This is a genomic window from Verrucomicrobia bacterium S94, assembly GCA_004299845.1.
Classification (GTDB): domain Bacteria; phylum Verrucomicrobiota; class Kiritimatiellia; order Kiritimatiellales; family Pontiellaceae; genus Pontiella.
Window position 1 is genome coordinate 1,846,334 of record CP036201.1, and the last position, 16,342, is coordinate 1,862,675.

Genomic DNA, 16,342 nt, shown 5'->3' on the forward strand with positions numbered 1-16,342 from the left:
TTTTCCATCCGTTTTTCAGCCGGAATAGACAATACCGTCGCCCCACCCGCGCCGCAAACCCGATTTCCCTTTTTTCCGCAAACTGAACATCCGTTCGCCTGAAACCGCCATTCTTTTAAGCACTTAAAAGCTACTCCGAACATTAAAACTATCCGGTATAAATTTGATCCCGCGCAGAGGCGCCGAGGACGTAGAGAAATTCAGTCATAAACGGCTCCGCGCTCTCTGCGCGGAATAACGCTGTCGTTAAGACCGGAATGTTTTAGTAAAGCAGTCTGTCGGACTTATCTATTTTAGATTTAAGGCACCTACGATAGACTGGTTTAGTCTTAACGGATTAGACTTATGGCTACTCGACTCAAAAACCTCGACCGCAATACCCCGATGCTTTTACCGCCGGATCTTCGCGACTGGATTCCTCAGAACCACATCGTTCATTTTCTGATTGATGCCGTGGAACGGCTTCCGAGCGAAAACTTCCACGTCAACCGGCGGGGAACCGGCGACGAGCAGTATCCACCGCGCATGATGCTGACCCTGCTCATCTATTGCTACGCTACAGGCCGCTTCTCCTCGCGCGTGATTGAGGAGGCATCCTGGTCGGATGTCATCGTTCGTTATATCTGCGGGGGCGACCTGCATCCCGATCACGACACCATCTGCACGTTCCGCCGTACGAATCGCGAGCTGTTCGAAAAGGCTTTCGTGCAGGTGTTGCTTATGGCGCAGGAGACCGCCGGGCTCAAGAAGGTCGGCACCGTGAGCATCGACGGCACCAAAATCAAGGCCAATGCCAGCAGGCACTCCGCCGTCAGCTATAAATACGCAGGCGAGCAGATCGAACTGCTGCGCCGGGAGGTTGAGCAACTCACGGCCAAAGCCGAACAAATCGACAACGTTCCGCTCGACGACGGGCTGAGCATTCCAGACGAAATCGTCCGGCGCGAAGACCGAATCAAGAGCTTGGAGCAAGCCCGCTCCATCATCGAGGAGCGTTACAAAGAAGAACACCTGCAGAAACAAGCGGACTACGAAAAGAAGAAATCCAGGCGCGACGACCAACGTAGAAATGGACGCAAACCGCGCGGCAAGGAGCCCCAGCCTCCATCGGAAACGCCGCCCGACCACAAGCAGTACAACTTCACCGATCCCGAAAGCCGGATCATGAAAGCCGGGAACGGAAACCACTTCGAGCAGGCCTATAACGCACAGGCCGCAGTCGATACCGAAACCTATCTGATCGTCGGCCAGCTCGTCACCGACGCACCCAACGACAAGCAGCAACTCAACCCCGTGCTCGAAAGCATCCCTGCCGAGGTTGCCGATCCGGAAAACGTTCTTGCCGATACCGGCTACTACAGCGAAGACGCCGTCAGGAAAGCGGAGGCCAACGCTGGTCCGAGCGTTTATTGCGCCATGGCCAAAAGTGGACACCACGTCAGCGTCGCCGATCTTGAAAAACAATCCATCGCCCTTGCGCCGCCGCCGGACGCATCCGCAAAGGAGCAGATGGCCCACCGCCTCAATACGCCCGAAGGCAAAGCACTCTATAAAAAACGTAAGCAGACCGTGGAGCCCGTCTTCGGGATCATCAAGGAAGTCCTCGGCTTCCGCCGGTTCTCTATGCGAGGGAAAGAGAAGGCCGAAACCGAATGGAGCCTCGTCTGCCTCAGCTACAATCTAAAGAAAATCTTCACCCTATCGGGAAGGTGCGCCCCGGAACGACCGCTCCGAACCGCAAAACAGCACGCCAAGGCCTTGGCGCGACCTATTCTCGCGTTTTCCCGGGTTAAATCCTGCATCGAGATGAATTATTTGGCTTCAGCAGAAAAGTCTTTCGTAGTTTTGCAGTCAGGCAGTGTTTTAACTCCGACAGGCTGAAAGGCAATAAAAAACCCTCCCGAATCCGGAAGGGTTTTCGAAAATCGAAACAGAATGGACTATTTCTTAGAGCATTCTTTCTTGCTGGAGCACGCTTTTTTGTCAGCGTCGCATTTTTTATCCGCATCTTTTTTGCAGGATTTATCAGCCGAAGCGCATTCTTTCTTCGCTTCTTTTTTGGCCGTGCAGCCGCAGCTGTCACAAGCAAAAGCGGACGTTCCCGCAACAAACAATGCAACCAGTGCAATACTCAGTACTTTCTTCATGTTGAACTCTCCTTGATTTAGTTTAACCAACTGAAACAGGTAAGACCCGTTCTGCCGAATTCCGTTCAATAATATTACAAATATTATCGGATTTATCACAAATATCCTGTGATCAGGTTAAATACAGCAGGATTCCTTCCAATCTCCAGATTTTTTCATATCGCTCCCCGCCGGAAAATCCGGTCACAGCACATCCAATTTTCCCGGCTCCATCGCCTCGGAATTCCTAGAAATACGAAATACCTCTCATTTTCCGCCTTAAGCAGCGGCACCCGGTCCTCGACCCGTCAAAAGCACTTCCCATCAGGAAAAGCTGAGCCGCATATCGCGGGCGGCCTTCACCTCATCCAGACGACCGACGGGCGTCGTAACCGGCGCATTACGCAATTGATCCGGATCCGTTTCGGCCAGTTCAAACAGCTCCTTCATCACCTCAGCAAATCGGTCCAGCGTATCGCGGTCCTCCGATTCTGTCGGTTCGATCATCAACGCCTCGGAAATATTCAGCGGGAAATAGACGGTCGGCGGATGAATCCCGCGATCGATCATCCCTTTGGCAATATCCAGCGTGTGGATCCCATACGGTTTCAACACATCCCCGGAAAAAACAAATTCATGCATGCAGCGGCCTTTGTACTTTTCACCGAACAGCGGGCGAAGCTTTTCCTGGAGATAATTCGCATTCAGCACCGCCCGGTTACTGGTTCCCAGCATGCCGTCACGCCCGAGAGCAAGTAAATAAGCATAGGCCCGGACAATAATTCCGAAGTTTCCATAGAACGGCGCAATATAGCCGATACTCTTCGGTTCATCATAATTCAGGGTAAATGTACCGTCCTTCGTTTTTTCGACGCGCGAAACCGGAAGATACGGACGAAGCTTATCCACCACCCCTACCGGCCCGGCACCCGGGCCGCCTCCGCCGTGCGGCGTGGCAAAGGATTTATGCAGATTCAGGTGGCAGATATCAAAGCCCATATCGCCCGGGCGATACCGCCCCATAATCGCATTGAAGTTTGCGCCGTCGTAATACATCAGGCCGTCCACATCATGCACCGCCGAACAGATTTCCTTAATACGCGGATTAAAAACCCCCAGCGTATTCGGACTCGTCAGCATCACCCCCGCCGTTTTTTCATTCAGCGCCGCCATAAACCGATCAAAATCCATCACCCCATCTGCATCCGACGGAATCGTTATCACCTTATACCCCGCCACCTGCGCACTGGCCGGATTGGTGCCATGGGCCGAATCGGGAATGATAATATGATCCTTACCGGCATTTCCCTGATCCTTATGGTATGCCGCCATAATCATCACCCCCGTCAGCTCACCGTGTGCACCTGCCATCGGCTGCAGTGTGAATTCATCCAGCCCCGTCACCTCGGAAAGCAGCCGTTCTGTATGGTACAGAATGGCCAGCGATCCCTGTGTCAGCAGACCACCGCCGCGCAGCTGCGGCCAGAGCGGATGCACCTCCGTCAGCTCAGGAAGATTAGCCGCAGCCTCACACGCTTTCGGGTTATATTTCATGGTGCACGAACCCAGCGGATAGAAATGGGTGTCTACCGAAAAATTCAGTCTCGAAAGCGCTGTAAAATGGCGCACCACTTCCGCCTCCGAAACCTCCGGCAGCTCTGCCGGTTCACTGCGCAGGTATTTTGCAGGAATCTCCTCCGTCTCCGAAATTTTCAACGAAGACATCCGGATTCCCGGGCGACCTCTCGAGGATTTTTCATAAATCGTTTTCATTTTCAGATTTCCTTAGGCCTTAAGAGTGCTTTCCAGCTTAGCAACCAAGATATCGATCTCTTCCTTGGTCCGCTTTTCGGTAAAGGAGAGCAGGAGAACATTGTCCATATCCTCATAATAACGACCGACCGGAAAACCGGCGGCGATGCCCTGATCAATCAAAGCACTGACCACTTCCGAGGCATCCTTCGGCAGACGCACCGCAAACTCATTAAAAAAACGGCGCTTGAATGCCGGCTCGACGCCGTCGATCTTCGTCAGTCGGTGCCAGGCGTAGGACGCACGGTCCATACAGTCGCGGCCGACTTCGCGGAAGCCCTCGCGGCCGATGAGCGACAGATAGATAATGGCCCGCAGCGCGCAGAGCTGCACATTCGAGCAGATATTCGACGTCGCTTTTTCACGACGGATATGCTGCTCGCGCGCCTGCAGCGTCAGCACATAACCGCGACGCCCCTGCGCGTCTTCGGTTTCACCGACAATACGACCCGGCATTTTACGAACCAGTTTTTTACGGGTGGCCATAAAGCCCAGATACGGTCCTCCGAAGTTGAGCGGAAGCCCGAGGCTCTGACCTTCTCCGGTCACAATATCCGCTCCCATCGCGCCGGGCGTTTCCACGTGCGACAGCGCCATTGGATAAACCGACAGTATCGCCAGCGCGTTCACGGCATGGATTTCCTCGATCAGATCGGAAAGATTGTCGAGACAGCCGAAAAAGTTCGGATGCTGCAGCACCACAGCCCCGACAGAACCGTCGAGCACACCTTTATAAATTTTCCGATGCGCAATACCGGTCGGAGAAAGTTTTACCTCTTCATAATCGACCGAAAGATTCTGCGTATAACAACGGAGCATTTCGCGATAGATCGGGTTCACCCCTTCATCGACCAGCACCTTGTTCCTCCGCGTCTGCCGCAAAGCCATCATGATGCCTTCAATCAGAGCCGTCCCGCCGTCGAACAGAGAAGCATTAGCGACTTCCATACCGGTCAGCCGGCAGATCGCCGTCTGATATTCAAACGCCGCCTGCAACGTGCCCTGCGAAGCTTCGGGCTGATACGGCGTGTAGGCGGTATAAAATTCGCCGCGACTCGCCAATGCATTTACGGCCGCCGGAATATAATGATCATAAAAACCCGCTCCGCAGAAATTCACAAGACCGGTTGCATTTTTTGATGCGATTCTACGGATATGCTGCATCATCTCCATTTCAGAGAGTCCGTTGGGAATATTTAATTCGCCGACTTTCAAATCGTCCGGAATCATCTCAAACAGATCATCATAATTTTCAATACCAAGCGCCTCGAACATCGCCTGCTGATCCAGCTCACTCGTTGCGCAGAATGGAGTCTTTTTCATGATATCCTTGCCGTTCCCTCTTTATAAAACGGAAGCTCAACCACTTCGGCGGGAAAACGCCTGCCGCGGATTTCAACATCAAGTATCTTCCCTACTTCGGAATATTCAGGTTTCACGTACGCCATAGCAACCGCTCTCCCGAGACTCGGAGCGAGCGATCCGCTGGTCACAATGCCGATTTCCCGGTCACCGGAAAATACAGAATTCCCTTCCCGGGCCGCACGTTTTGAACTGAACTTCAGGCCAACCAGCAGATTCCGCGGAATTTCCAGATCCTGCATCACACGTTTCTTTCCGATAAAATTCTTGCTTCGATCAATAAACATACCGCGCGACATTTCGACCGGAGATCGTGATTCAGTGAGTTCGTGTCCATAGAGCGCATACCCCATTTCAAGACGAAGCGTATCGCGGGCACCAAGCCCGCAGGGTTCACAGAAGGGATGGGCCACGAGTTTTTTCCACAGCCGGACAGCAGCCTCGTTCGGCAGATACATTTCATAGCCCAGTTCACCGGTATAGCCGGTCCGGCTTATAATGGTCGACGCTTCCCATGCCTGAAACTCTCTGAACCGGAAATAGTCAAGCTCCGGAAGCGTGCAGCCGAACACTTCTTCGAGTACATCGCGCGATTCCGGCCCCTGCACATCCAGTTTCGCGGTTTCGGCAGACAGATCGACAAAAATCGTTTCTGCGGACAGATGACGCTGAATCCATTCCGCATCCTTTTCAGCCGTTCCGGCATTCACAACGAGCATATAGCGCATTTCATCCAGCCGGTAACAGGTCAGATCATCAATCACTCCTCCGGCGTCATTCAGCATGAATCCATAACGGACCTGCCCGATGTTCAAAGACCGGATATTGCAGGTGAGCAGATTTTCCAGATCCCGGAGTGCGGTTTTCCCGTAAAGTTCAAATTCACCCATGTGGCAGATATCGAATACCGAAGCATGATTCCGGGTATGATCGTGCTCTTCGAGAATACCCGCATACTGAATCGGCATATCCCATCCGCCGAATCCACCCATACGGGCGCCTAATTGCTGATGCTGCGCATGCAATGGCGTATTTTTCATCATTGCAACACCATACAAAAAGATCTGAAACGCCGCAAACAAATAGGGTCCTATATAGACTTTCTCACGATTTGCTTTCGTAATAACATGGATCAGATTAATGTGGGTCGAATGAGGATGAATGCGCACGGATTAAAATATGCTCTGGCATACAGCTTACTCTGGATCGGTTATATTGCCGCGACCTTTCTACTTTTTCCCCGCTTTAATATTTCATGTATACTTCCTGTGGTCCCTCTGATCGGACTCGGGGTCTGGTTTTTCGGGGTAACTGCCGGCCTTTGGCTAACCCTGTTTTCCCTGTTTCATAATTTTGTGCTTACGGGAATCGTGTATGCGAATCAGATTACGTATTATCAATACACGTTAAGCGGCTGTATCTTAATGATCGCCCTTTCCTATTTTGTCGGCCATCTGCGTACCATCCAGACTGAATTGAAAATAAAACATGCGGAACTGGACCATCTTGTGAAACTTCGCAGTCGTCAGCTGGATAAGCTGACCTCCGAACTTCTCTCCGAATCGGAAACCTTCAAAAACCACTTCGGCCAGGAACTCCACGACAGCGTGGGACAGCAGCTCACCGGCATACAGCTGCTGAGTTCATCTGTAACCGAGCAACTGCTGAAGGAACGAAATCGGAACGCCGCGCTTTCCGATCGCATCCTGTCGCGCGCGGCCAAGGTGCATATACAGATCCGGAAGATTTCACGTATGCTCTTTCCGGTCAGAATCAGTTCTACCGGCCTTATTCCCGCACTCAACGAACTCTCCTCAACACTGAAGGATATCAAGAAGGCTGAACTTCATATCGACTGCACCAGCATTGATCTGACTCTCCAGGAGGACACAGCCCTGCAATTATACCGTATATGTCAGGAAACCACCCTGCACACCATTGATCATTTGAACGCAACACATGTCGAAATCAGCATCAGAAAAAGTACGGACTGTATCCGAATACGTATTGCCTATAACGGAAACCGGTCACATCCCGAAAGAACGTCCCCCGATATCGCTCAGCTGATTCGCTATCGACTGGCAAGGATTCAAGGGATCCTGCTTCAGGCAGACCTCAATCCGGCACATGCGCTGGAGTTCGAGGTCCCCCTCGATCCTGTATATTCCGAGGCGGCGGCATGAGAAGCCTGACCACAATCGCATTCTGGACTCTCTTTGCCGGACAATGCATCTTCAGCTTTACCATGTTTGAACAATGGAACTCAAATGTATTGATTCCATTCATGATTTTTATCGCCGCAGCCACCTTGCTGTTCGGAAAAAACCAAGCACTTTTGTTTTATCTGCTGATATTTCTCATCCTGATCGGCATCTATGAAACTCATGCTGATTCTGTTGTATATTATGAAGATAAAGCCTCCGGCACCGGAATTGCCCTGCTGATCATATTCTCCGTCTCCTATTTAAAGGAGAAGGTTGACGGCATCCGGGAACTGAACCGGGAGCTAGACAGTCTGGTCAGGAAGCGCGACCGGGAACTGACCCGACTGACTGATGAACTCCTCGAAAATGCGGAAAACAGGCGCAGGATACTGGGGCAGGAGCTCCATGATGGTATCGGACAGCAGCTCACCGGCATTAAACTGCTCTGTTCCTCTCTGGAACTTCAGCTGAAGCAGGAATCGACCACTCCGGCCGGACTGGCTCACCAGCTGTCCGAAAAGGCATCAAATGCTCATGATGACATCCGCATGATCGCCCGCACACTGTTCCCGGTACGCATTGCACACGTCGGTCTGTATGCCGCAATCGATGAAATGATTGCCTGTTATTCCGAACTGCACCGAAAATACATGCGGGTGATTGAATGTTCCGACATGCGCAGGATGACCGAACCCCTTGCTCTCCAGCTCTACCGGATGTGCCAGGAATGCTGCACCTTCCTTCTGGAACACAGCAACGCAAACTCAATCATCATTACCTTAAGAACCGAAAACGGCTGTTATGTCGTCGAGATCGAACACGACGGACAGGTCAACATAAAGGATGAAACACGCTCCATTTATAATCTTATCCGGTACCGGGCCGACAGAATAAAGGGCTCCCTGCGAACAACAGTAAACGATATTTCAAAGCGTTCTGTCATTTATTTTAAAGTTCTGGAGCCCTTGAATCAAACTCATTAATCCTTCAGGCATGAACCGGTGATTTGTAGACAACATATTATACTTTCATTAGCGTGGACCGGATATATTGCATTTTCATTCAGAATGTATCCTGTTTTAAATGTTAATGTTGCAATCCCGAGTTTTGCGCTGGTTGCCATAACATCCTGGATACTCGGCACCAAAGCCGGACTGATTTCCACATTGCTCAGTATGATATACCACGCTTATCTACTGAGTTTTCTCTTTAGCGATCAGTTTCTATGCTATCAGACCAAACTCACCAGCCCTTTACTCTATATACTGATCTCTTTTACAGCGGGATATCTTCGCCGGAATCATGACGGCATCCGGGAACTGAATCGGGAGCTTGACAGTCTGGTCAGGAAGCGCGACCGGGAACTGACCCGACTGACCGATGAACTCCTTGAAAATGCGGAAAACAGGCGCAGGATACTGGGGCAGGAACTCCACGACGGTATCGGACAGCAGCTCACCGGTATTAAACTGCTCTGTTCCTCTCTGGAACTTCAGCTGAAGCAGGATCCGGCCACTCCGGCCGGACTGGCTCACCAGCTTTCTGAAAAGGCATCAAATGCTCATGATGACATCCGCATGATCGCCCGCACACTGTTCCCGGTACGCATTGCATACGTCGGTCTGTATGCCGCAATCGATGAAATGATTTCCTGTTATGCGGAACTGCACCGAAAATACATGCGGGTAATTGACCGCTCTGAAATGCACGGACTGTCCGAGCCTCTCGCCCTTCAGCTCTACCGAATATGCCAGGAATGCTGCACCTTCCTTCTGGAATACAGCAATGCAAACACAATCATCATTACCCTGCGATCCGGGAAAGACCGTTATATTGTCAGGATCGAGCACGACGGACAAGTCGACATAAAAGACGAAACGCGCTCTATTTACAATCTTATCCGATACCGGGCCGACAGAATAAAAGGCTCCCTGCGGACCGCAGAAAAAGATATCTCAACGCGTTCTGTCATTTACTTTGAAACCCCAATACCCACACACTGAAACAGAAATGAAAAAATTCGGAATCAAAACCTATCTGGCAACATGGACCCTCTATATTCTCTTTGCATTCTCCGCCTTTCCACAGCTCACCATAACCGTCATGCTGTTCTCCATTCCCCTGACGATGCTCGGCGGATGGATTTTTCTGTATCGCGGAGCTCTTATTACCACAGCAATAACCATCCCGGTCCATTTTCTCTTATTGACCACATATTCCAACGACCCTGAACTTATCCTCGAGAGCTTCAACCCCTTCGGCATCATTTCCCAACTGATTTTCTCATGCGGAACCGCACTGCTTCGCTCCACCCAACTGGAATACAAACGCCTCAACGAATCTCTGGAGGAAATCGTCCACGAACGCACAAAAGACCTGGAAAAACTGACCCAGTATCTGATCGATGCGCAGCAGCTGGAAAGCCGCGAACTTAACGCCAGTTTATTAAAACAACCCTACAGTGAACTCAAATCCATGCTGGCAACCAGTGAACTTCTAAAACAGCGACTGAAGGAAGCCAACCATCCCCGACTGTCCGATGCGGAAGAAATTTCCAGCATCATCAGCTCATGTATCTCACAATTACGGGCTATGGATGAGAATACGCTGAACACCATGCCCCACGGTGAAGACCTTAGAACCAGCCTTGAAAATCTAAAAAAACAAAGTGAACAGCTTTATGACGTGGAATTCAGAATCGAAGACCATCCCGCCTGGGCAACGATAGACGACAGCAAAATACGCTTTCTCAGCGAAATCATTTTCGAAGCGGTATCCAATGCCCTCCGTCATGCCGACCCCAAACAGATCATCGTCGGCATCATGCAGGATTCCTCGGCAACAACCGTATTCATCGAAAATGACGGAAAACCGTTCTCATTCACTACCCGGGAAGGAATGGGACTTCCGCTCATGCGGTTTCGTGCTTCAAAAATCGGAGCAGAACTATCCATCGACCCTTCACATACACTTTCCACCCGGGTTACATGTAAATTCGCGTCAAATAAGTAGTTAATAGTCAAAAAAGCTTTTCCCACCGAGTTGAATGCCGCTAAAACGGGTTCACTATGAATTCACTGGTTATTGCAGCTGTAGCTGCCGTTCTATACATCATCGCATATTATACTTACGGACGCTTTCTGGGCCGTAAAATTTTCAGAGTCGATCCCACGGCCAAATGCCCCAGCGAAACCCATCACGACGGCATCGATTTTGTAGCCACCGACAAAACCGTCCTTTTCGGACACCATTTCACCTCCATCGCCGGTACCGGCCCCATTGTCGGCCCGGCAATTGCCGTCATCTGGGGATGGGTTCCCGCACTGATCTGGATTCTGGTCGGCTCTATCTTCATGGGAGCCGTCCACGACTTCGGATCCATGATGATTTCATTGCGCCATGAAGGCCGCACCATCGGCGACATCGCCGGAACCGTGATCAATCCTCGCGTAAAATCACTCTTCATGCTCATCATCTTTTTTGCGCTATGGCTCGTCATCGCCATATTCGGCGTCGTCATCGCCGCGGTTTTTGCCATTTTTCCTAAATCGGTTATTCCGGTATGGCTGCAGCTGCCTATTGCCGTCTGGCTCGGATTCATGGTGTACAAAAAAGGGAAATCGCATATCACCTACGGTATCATCGCAACAATTCTCATGTATGCCACCATTGTTCTCGGTGCCGCTTTTCCGATCAATATGCCTGACGCCTTCGGCATGAGCAGTGTCGGTATCTGGGTGATTGCCCTGCTGATCTATGCCTACGTGGCCTCCACCCTCCCCGTCACCGTACTGCTGCAGCCGCGCGACTATATCAATGCTTTCCAGCTCTGCATCGCAATGGGATTGCTGCTTCTGGGCATCATCGTAACCCATCCGCCCATGATTGCTCCTCCCACCAATCTCGATGCCGAAGGCGCCCCCTCCCTTTTCCCCATTCTTTTCATCACCGTGGCCTGCGGCGCCATTTCCGGGTTCCACTGTCTGGTCTCCTCCGGCACCTCATCCAAACAATGCGATGCCGAAACCAGCGCCCAGCCGATCAGTTACGGCGGCATGCTGCTCGAGGGCATGCTGGCCATCATCGTTATCATCGCCTGCGCCGCCGGAATCGGGCTCGGCCTGGAAAAAGACGGCACCCTCTACACCGGGGTTGCCGCCTTCAATCACCAGTATTCCAGCTGGGCCGCCGCCGGCGGGCTGGGCGCTAAAATCGAAGCCTTTGTGACCGGGGCCTCCAACATGATCTCCGGCATCGGCCTGCCCAGAGACGTTGTACTGACCCTCATGGGTGTTTTTGTTGCCTCCTTTGCCGCCACCACACTTGACACCGCCACACGCCTTCAGCGTTACATTATTTCCGAAATCGCCGAAACCGTGAACGTTCCGGCCATCGGGAAAACACACCCCGCCACCTTTATCGCCGTAGCCACAGCTCTCGCCCTTGCTTTCTCCAGCGGCGGCGGGAAAGGTGCTCTCGCACTATGGCCGCTCTTCGGCGCCGTCAATCAGCTGCTCGGCGGCCTCGCCCTGCTGGTCGTTACCGTCTGGCTCGCCCGCAAAAAAATAAACATCATCTTCACCGCTCTCCCCATGGTCTTTATGATTGCCATGACGGTATGGGGCATGAGCATTAATCTTCTCTCCTATTACACCGGCGAAAAGTGGTTGCTATTCGTCATCGGAAGCATCATCACCGTTCTCCAGACCTGGATGATCATCGAAGGTATCGTCGTACTCGCCAAACTCAGACGAAATTAGTCTGCATTCCGTATTGCCTATGTTTTCCAAACTCTGGAACACTCCCTTCTCCACGCAATACAAGAACAGGAAACGGAGCTCGGTTCATGGAACATTTATATAAAGAAATTCTCAACAATATTGGCGAAGACCCTTCCCGCGAAGGACTGATAGACACCCCGAAACGCGCGGCAAAAGCCATGGAATTTCTCACTAAAGGATATCATCAGAAGCTGGAGGATGTCATCAACGATGCCATTTTCACCGTTGAAGACAACCATATGATTATTGTCAAAGACATCGAACTCTACAGCCTCTGCGAACACCATATGCTTCCCTTTTTCGGCAAATGTCACATCGGCTATATCCCTGAAGGCAGAGTCCTCGGCGTCAGTAAACTGGCCCGTATCGTCGATCACTTTGCCCGACGCCTCCAGATTCAGGAACGCCTGACCAACCAGGTTGCCACCACTCTCATGAGCACAGTGAACGCAGAAGGTGTCGGCGTTGTGATCGAAGCGCAGCACCTCTGTATGATGATGCGCGGTGTTGAAAAACAGAATTCCTGTATGGTCACCTCCGCCATGCTCGGCAGCTTCCGCCGAGAACAGACCACCCGGAACGAATTTCTTAAACTCATTGGAAAATAATTCTTTAAGCAACAACTTTAGAAAATCATTTTCTTATATCGAAAAATAATCTTTATCCGGGCTTAACTTTTTGTAACAACCTCCTTAAATAATTTCGGAGGATCTACGATGAAGTACCCGTATTTTGCTGCACTTATTCTAGGGTGCTCACTTTCTTTGCAGGCCGGAACACAGCTTTCTTTTGAAACAGAAACGAAAACCCGCATCGATTATGAGGGTCACAAAACGAATATAGTTCATGCGGGTTCTCTATCGGTCTATCTGGGGGCCGATGTAATCGACATGGCCGCAAAAAACGACATCAGAATCTACGACTATAAAACCCGAAAAATCCACACCTCCTCCGGAAACGGCTTCCAGCAAAGTTCCCTCTATAGCGACATCGGCTTCCGTTCCGCCGAATTTCGAAACCGGCTTAAAATCGGCGATATGCTGGCCGCAGCCGGTATGCAGGAAAACCCGATGGATCGGGTTCTGATGGAACATCTTTTTTCAATGCGATCCGGAAAAGCGGCAGAATTAAAACGGCAGAACAGGAAAACGGAAATCCAGATAAGCCATAACGCAAAACCGCTGCTCTCTTACAGCACCAACGGGATATCAGCTCAAAACCAGCTGAAGGCACCCTTTTTCGTTTTCCTTCGAATCAGATTCGGAATTCATCCCGATATCATCGACGAACTGACCACACTGGATTATATCCCCGAACAACTGATCATCAATCAGTACAACACCGGGCAACAGGAGGAAATCAGCCTCAAACTCACCGAAGTCAGTACAGATGCCCGCCGCCCGGAACGGGATCTGCAGAAAAACCGGATTTCCAATCCCGCTTCCGTTTACGTTCCGGCTCAGAAAGCCATGCAGATGAGCAGGTCCGACTATGATGCCGCATGCACATCTCTCTTAACCCGCGCCTCCGAACACGCAGGGGAAGGTGAAATGCTGGACGCCGCATGCCTGTTTTTAAGCGCCGGACTTGCAACCGGTATACAGGATATGCCCGCCGCCTTTTTCGACTGGAAGGAAAGCATCATCGCCGACCCGGATGTGACAGCCATGTTTTCCGCACTCTCCCCCCGGTCAGAGGAAGAAGCTGAAAAAGCCCTTGAAACCCTGGATAGACTCTATAACAAAACCGCTGACGGAAAATTCACACTCCTGATCTTTAAAGCCAACATCCTTGAATCACTGGGAAAACCCGAAGAAGCGACCGAATGTTTTATCAAAGCACTCGGTCAGGAACCGGCCATTGTCGGCGCATGGAAAGACCTTGGCAACATCTACTACAACATGTTCAACACACAGGAGGCATGGACATGCTGGGATACCGCACGCGCGCTCAATCCGCAACATCCCTTCCTCAAGGAAATCCGGGAACTCGAACGATCCCTCGAAAAACAAAACCCCGGTTTCTTTCCGCCTTCCCCGTAACCGCACCCTTGAAAGAGCATCATCGATAAAATCCGGCCCTTTTCACACTTTCATATACAGAATCCGTACTTTTCAATATTTATCTTCCGCATTCACAGCCCCTTTCTCTTCCGGAATATCCCGTGTCTGAATGTCCACACACAAATGCGTAAATAATTTCCAATCTCAGGAAAAATGAGAGATCATCGCTGAATGATCACACTCACAAAAGTTTCCTATGTTCACGAAGCCGATTTTCTGCGAATGAGACTCGAAGAAGCTGGTATCGAGTGTTTTATTCCGGACGAAAATTTAGCCGCTATTTATCCGCTTTACTCCGGGGCCATTGGCGGAATCCGCATACAGGTTCATGAGAAAGATCTGGAGCGGGCAAGACAGCTCCTTTAAAGCCAGCCAACCCGTGGCAAAAAACTGCATGCATTTTACGGAATGCCGCATTTCGGGCTCGGTTTCATTTGCTATCTTTCAACCTTTGTAAAACCGGATTAAGGAATGGGATGATGAAACACGCTCTGATTTTTACCGCCCTGCTGGCCACAGCCGGACTCGGCCGGGCAGCCGGCGATGAACGGCCGAACATTATCTGGCTGATGGCCGAGGATATGGGAACCGATCTGGAATGTTACGGCATGCCGGCCGTCAGAACACCGAACCTCAATAAAATGGCCGAAGAGGGTATTCTTTTTAAGCACGCCTACGTCGCCAACCCCATCTGCTCACCAAGCCGCTCCTCCATGATGGTCGGCTGCAACCAGACACTCTTCGACGCTCATCACCATCGCTCCAACCGCGACAAACCGATTCCGGAACCCTATAAACCGTTCACAGTTTTTCTGCGAGATGCCGGCTATACCTGTATTCTCGGCAGCGAATATGTTCTCAGCAACGGCCGTAAAATCGACTGCAATTTCAAGCATGAACCAACCGGACCTTACGATGGAGTTGAGCACTTCGGCCTCTTTGACAAACTGGATGTGGCCACGCCTGAAGATCAGCCGTTTTTCCAGCAGATTCAGCACAAAGTGACGCATCGCGGTGACTGGTGGAATAAAATCCGCAAGGAATCCAAACATCCGGTTTCCGTTGATGACGTGGTTCTGCCGCCCTGGATTGCGGATACGCCGGAAACGCGTTACGACTGGGCCGCCTATCTCGATACCGTTGAATATATGGACAACGAGGTCGGTATTATCCTTGAGGATTTAAAAACCAAAGGACTGGATAAAAATACCATCGTTGTTTTCATCGCCGACAACGGCCGCTGTAATCTCCGCGGCAAAGGCTATCTCCACGATACCGGAACCCATGTTCCCATGATTGTCTGGGGACCGGGACTCATTAAACCGGGTCAGGTTGTGGAGGACATTGTAATGACCACCGATATTACAGCAACCATTCTCAAACTGGCCGAAGCCGAAATGCCGGACTATCTCGATGGGAACCCGATTTTCGGCGTCGAAACCCCGGTCTACCGCGAATATGCCCGTTCCGCCCGCGATATCTGGGACGAAATTGACGAATGCTCCCGCAGTATCACCACTCGTAAATTCGCCTATATTAAAAACCATATGCCTGAAGTTCCGTGGGATGCCCACCAGGCCTATCTTGATTTGAACCGACCGGCAATCCACGTCATGCGCCGGCTCAAGGCCGAAGGAAAGCTCAGCGGCGCACCGCTGGCCTATATGGCGGACTCCAAGCCCCCGGAAGAACTCTACGATCTCGAAAAGGATCCGGATCAGCTCAATAACCTTGCCACAAACCCGGAATACGCCGAAGTGCTCAAAAAAATGCGTTCAATTGAACAAGAGTGGCAGGCCGCCAACCATGATATGGGACTGGCCGACCTAGGGCAACGCGTTCCGGAAATGACCATGGAATGGGCGGCGCAGACCGAAGCCGGTGTAAAAAAACGGGCCCCCGAACTCTGGAAACGACTGGAAGCCGGCGAGCTGATGGAAACCCAGCAATTTAAAAAATACCGCGATGACCACCAGAAAAAGAAAAAACAGTAA

The 16,342-nt window shown here is 51.2% G+C and carries 13 protein-coding genes and 1 pseudogene; 10 read left to right on the forward strand and 4 right to left on the reverse strand.

What is annotated here, in order from left to right:
• Positions 1-345: 345 nt before the first annotated feature.
• Positions 346-1,701, forward strand: a pseudogene (locus EGM51_07745) (DDE transposase).
• 239 nt (positions 1,702-1,940) lie between these two features.
• Here the strand turns inward: EGM51_07745 and EGM51_07750 are convergent.
• The 4 genes from EGM51_07750 to gcvT all read right to left on the reverse strand — a co-directional run bounded on the left by EGM51_07750 (position 1,941) and on the right by gcvT (position 6,343).
• The gene (locus EGM51_07750; GenBank protein QBG47284.1) at positions 1,941-2,147 is read right to left on the reverse strand and encodes a hypothetical protein; all 207 of its coding nucleotides are present in this window, start codon (positions 2,145-2,147) and stop codon (positions 1,941-1,943) included.
• Between the two features lie 303 nt (positions 2,148-2,450).
• On the reverse strand, positions 2,451-3,899 hold the full coding sequence (locus EGM51_07755; GenBank protein QBG47285.1) for a glycine dehydrogenase subunit 2: 1,449 nt from the start codon (positions 3,897-3,899) through the stop codon (positions 2,451-2,453).
• A gap of 12 nt (positions 3,900-3,911) precedes the next feature.
• A complete protein-coding gene (locus tag EGM51_07760; protein QBG47286.1) occupies positions 3,912-5,261 on the reverse strand; it encodes an aminomethyl-transferring glycine dehydrogenase subunit GcvPA in 1,350 nt (449 codons plus the stop codon).
• Positions 5,258-6,343 (reverse strand): glycine cleavage system aminomethyltransferase GcvT, encoded by a 1,086-nt coding sequence (gene gcvT, locus EGM51_07765; protein QBG47287.1) that lies wholly within the window; start codon positions 6,341-6,343, stop codon positions 5,258-5,260. The genes EGM51_07760 and gcvT overlap by 4 nt, the downstream gene beginning before the upstream one ends.
• Here gcvT and EGM51_07770 point away from each other — a divergent pair.
• The 9 genes from EGM51_07770 to EGM51_07810 all read left to right on the forward strand — a co-directional run bounded on the left by EGM51_07770 (position 6,311) and on the right by EGM51_07810 (position 16,342).
• Positions 6,311-7,483 carry a hypothetical protein gene (locus EGM51_07770; GenBank protein QBG47288.1) on the forward strand — a complete coding sequence of 391 codons (1,173 nt, stop codon included), beginning with the start codon at positions 6,311-6,313 and terminating at the stop codon, positions 7,481-7,483. The genes gcvT and EGM51_07770 overlap by 33 nt on opposite strands.
• Complete coding sequence (locus EGM51_07775) at positions 7,480-8,487, forward strand: hypothetical protein (GenBank protein ID QBG47289.1); 1,008 nt, start codon at positions 7,480-7,482, stop codon at positions 8,485-8,487. Before EGM51_07770 ends, EGM51_07775 begins: the two co-directional genes overlap by 4 nt.
• Before the next feature lie 84 nt (positions 8,488-8,571).
• A complete protein-coding gene (locus tag EGM51_07780; GenBank protein ID QBG47290.1) occupies positions 8,572-9,507 on the forward strand; it encodes a hypothetical protein in 936 nt (311 codons plus the stop codon).
• A 7-nt stretch (positions 9,508-9,514) separates the two neighbouring features.
• Positions 9,515-10,516 carry a hypothetical protein gene (locus EGM51_07785; GenBank protein ID QBG47291.1) on the forward strand — a complete coding sequence of 334 codons (1,002 nt, stop codon included), beginning with the start codon at positions 9,515-9,517 and terminating at the stop codon, positions 10,514-10,516.
• A 56-nt stretch (positions 10,517-10,572) separates the two neighbouring features.
• Positions 10,573-12,264, forward strand: coding sequence for a carbon starvation protein A (locus EGM51_07790; GenBank protein QBG47292.1), 1,692 nt, complete (start codon positions 10,573-10,575; stop codon positions 12,262-12,264).
• Positions 12,265-12,350: 86 nt separating this feature from the next.
• Positions 12,351-12,893 (forward strand): GTP cyclohydrolase I FolE, encoded by a 543-nt coding sequence (folE, locus tag EGM51_07795; protein QBG47293.1) that lies wholly within the window; start codon positions 12,351-12,353, stop codon positions 12,891-12,893.
• Positions 12,894-13,001: 108 nt separating this feature from the next.
• A complete protein-coding gene (locus tag EGM51_07800) occupies positions 13,002-14,327 on the forward strand; it encodes a tetratricopeptide repeat protein (GenBank protein QBG47294.1) in 1,326 nt (441 codons plus the stop codon).
• Positions 14,328-14,519: 192 nt separating this feature from the next.
• On the forward strand, positions 14,520-14,714 hold the full coding sequence (locus EGM51_07805) for a DUF2007 domain-containing protein (GenBank protein ID QBG47295.1): 195 nt from the start codon (positions 14,520-14,522) through the stop codon (positions 14,712-14,714).
• 110 nt (positions 14,715-14,824) lie between these two features.
• Positions 14,825-16,342 (forward strand): sulfatase, encoded by a 1,518-nt coding sequence (locus tag EGM51_07810; protein QBG47296.1) that lies wholly within the window; start codon positions 14,825-14,827, stop codon positions 16,340-16,342.

Excerpts from the sequence above, each read along its gene's own strand:
- EGM51_07750 (QBG47284.1), bottom strand. The coding sequence starts at position 2,147 with ATGAAGAAAGTACTGAGTATTGCACTGGTTGCATTGTTTGTTGCGGGA.
- EGM51_07755 (QBG47285.1), bottom strand. The coding sequence starts at position 3,899 with ATGAAAACGATTTATGAAAAATCCTCGAGAGGTCGCCCGGGAATCCGG.
- EGM51_07760 (QBG47286.1), bottom strand. The coding sequence starts at position 5,261 with ATGAAAAAGACTCCATTCTGCGCAACGAGTGAGCTGGATCAGCAGGCG.
- EGM51_07770 (QBG47288.1), top strand. The coding sequence starts at position 6,311 with ATGCTGCGCATGCAATGGCGTATTTTTCATCATTGCAACACCATACAA.
- gcvT (QBG47287.1), bottom strand. The coding sequence starts at position 6,343 with ATGATGAAAAATACGCCATTGCATGCGCAGCATCAGCAATTAGGCGCC.
- EGM51_07775 (QBG47289.1), top strand. The coding sequence starts at position 7,480 with ATGAGAAGCCTGACCACAATCGCATTCTGGACTCTCTTTGCCGGACAA.
- EGM51_07780 (QBG47290.1), top strand. The coding sequence starts at position 8,572 with ATGTATCCTGTTTTAAATGTTAATGTTGCAATCCCGAGTTTTGCGCTG.
- EGM51_07785 (QBG47291.1), top strand. The coding sequence starts at position 9,515 with ATGAAAAAATTCGGAATCAAAACCTATCTGGCAACATGGACCCTCTAT.
- EGM51_07790 (QBG47292.1), top strand. The coding sequence starts at position 10,573 with ATGAATTCACTGGTTATTGCAGCTGTAGCTGCCGTTCTATACATCATC.
- folE (QBG47293.1), top strand. The coding sequence starts at position 12,351 with ATGGAACATTTATATAAAGAAATTCTCAACAATATTGGCGAAGACCCT.
- EGM51_07800 (QBG47294.1), top strand. The coding sequence starts at position 13,002 with ATGAAGTACCCGTATTTTGCTGCACTTATTCTAGGGTGCTCACTTTCT.
- EGM51_07805 (QBG47295.1), top strand. The coding sequence starts at position 14,520 with ATGATCACACTCACAAAAGTTTCCTATGTTCACGAAGCCGATTTTCTG.
- EGM51_07810 (QBG47296.1), top strand. The coding sequence starts at position 14,825 with ATGATGAAACACGCTCTGATTTTTACCGCCCTGCTGGCCACAGCCGGA.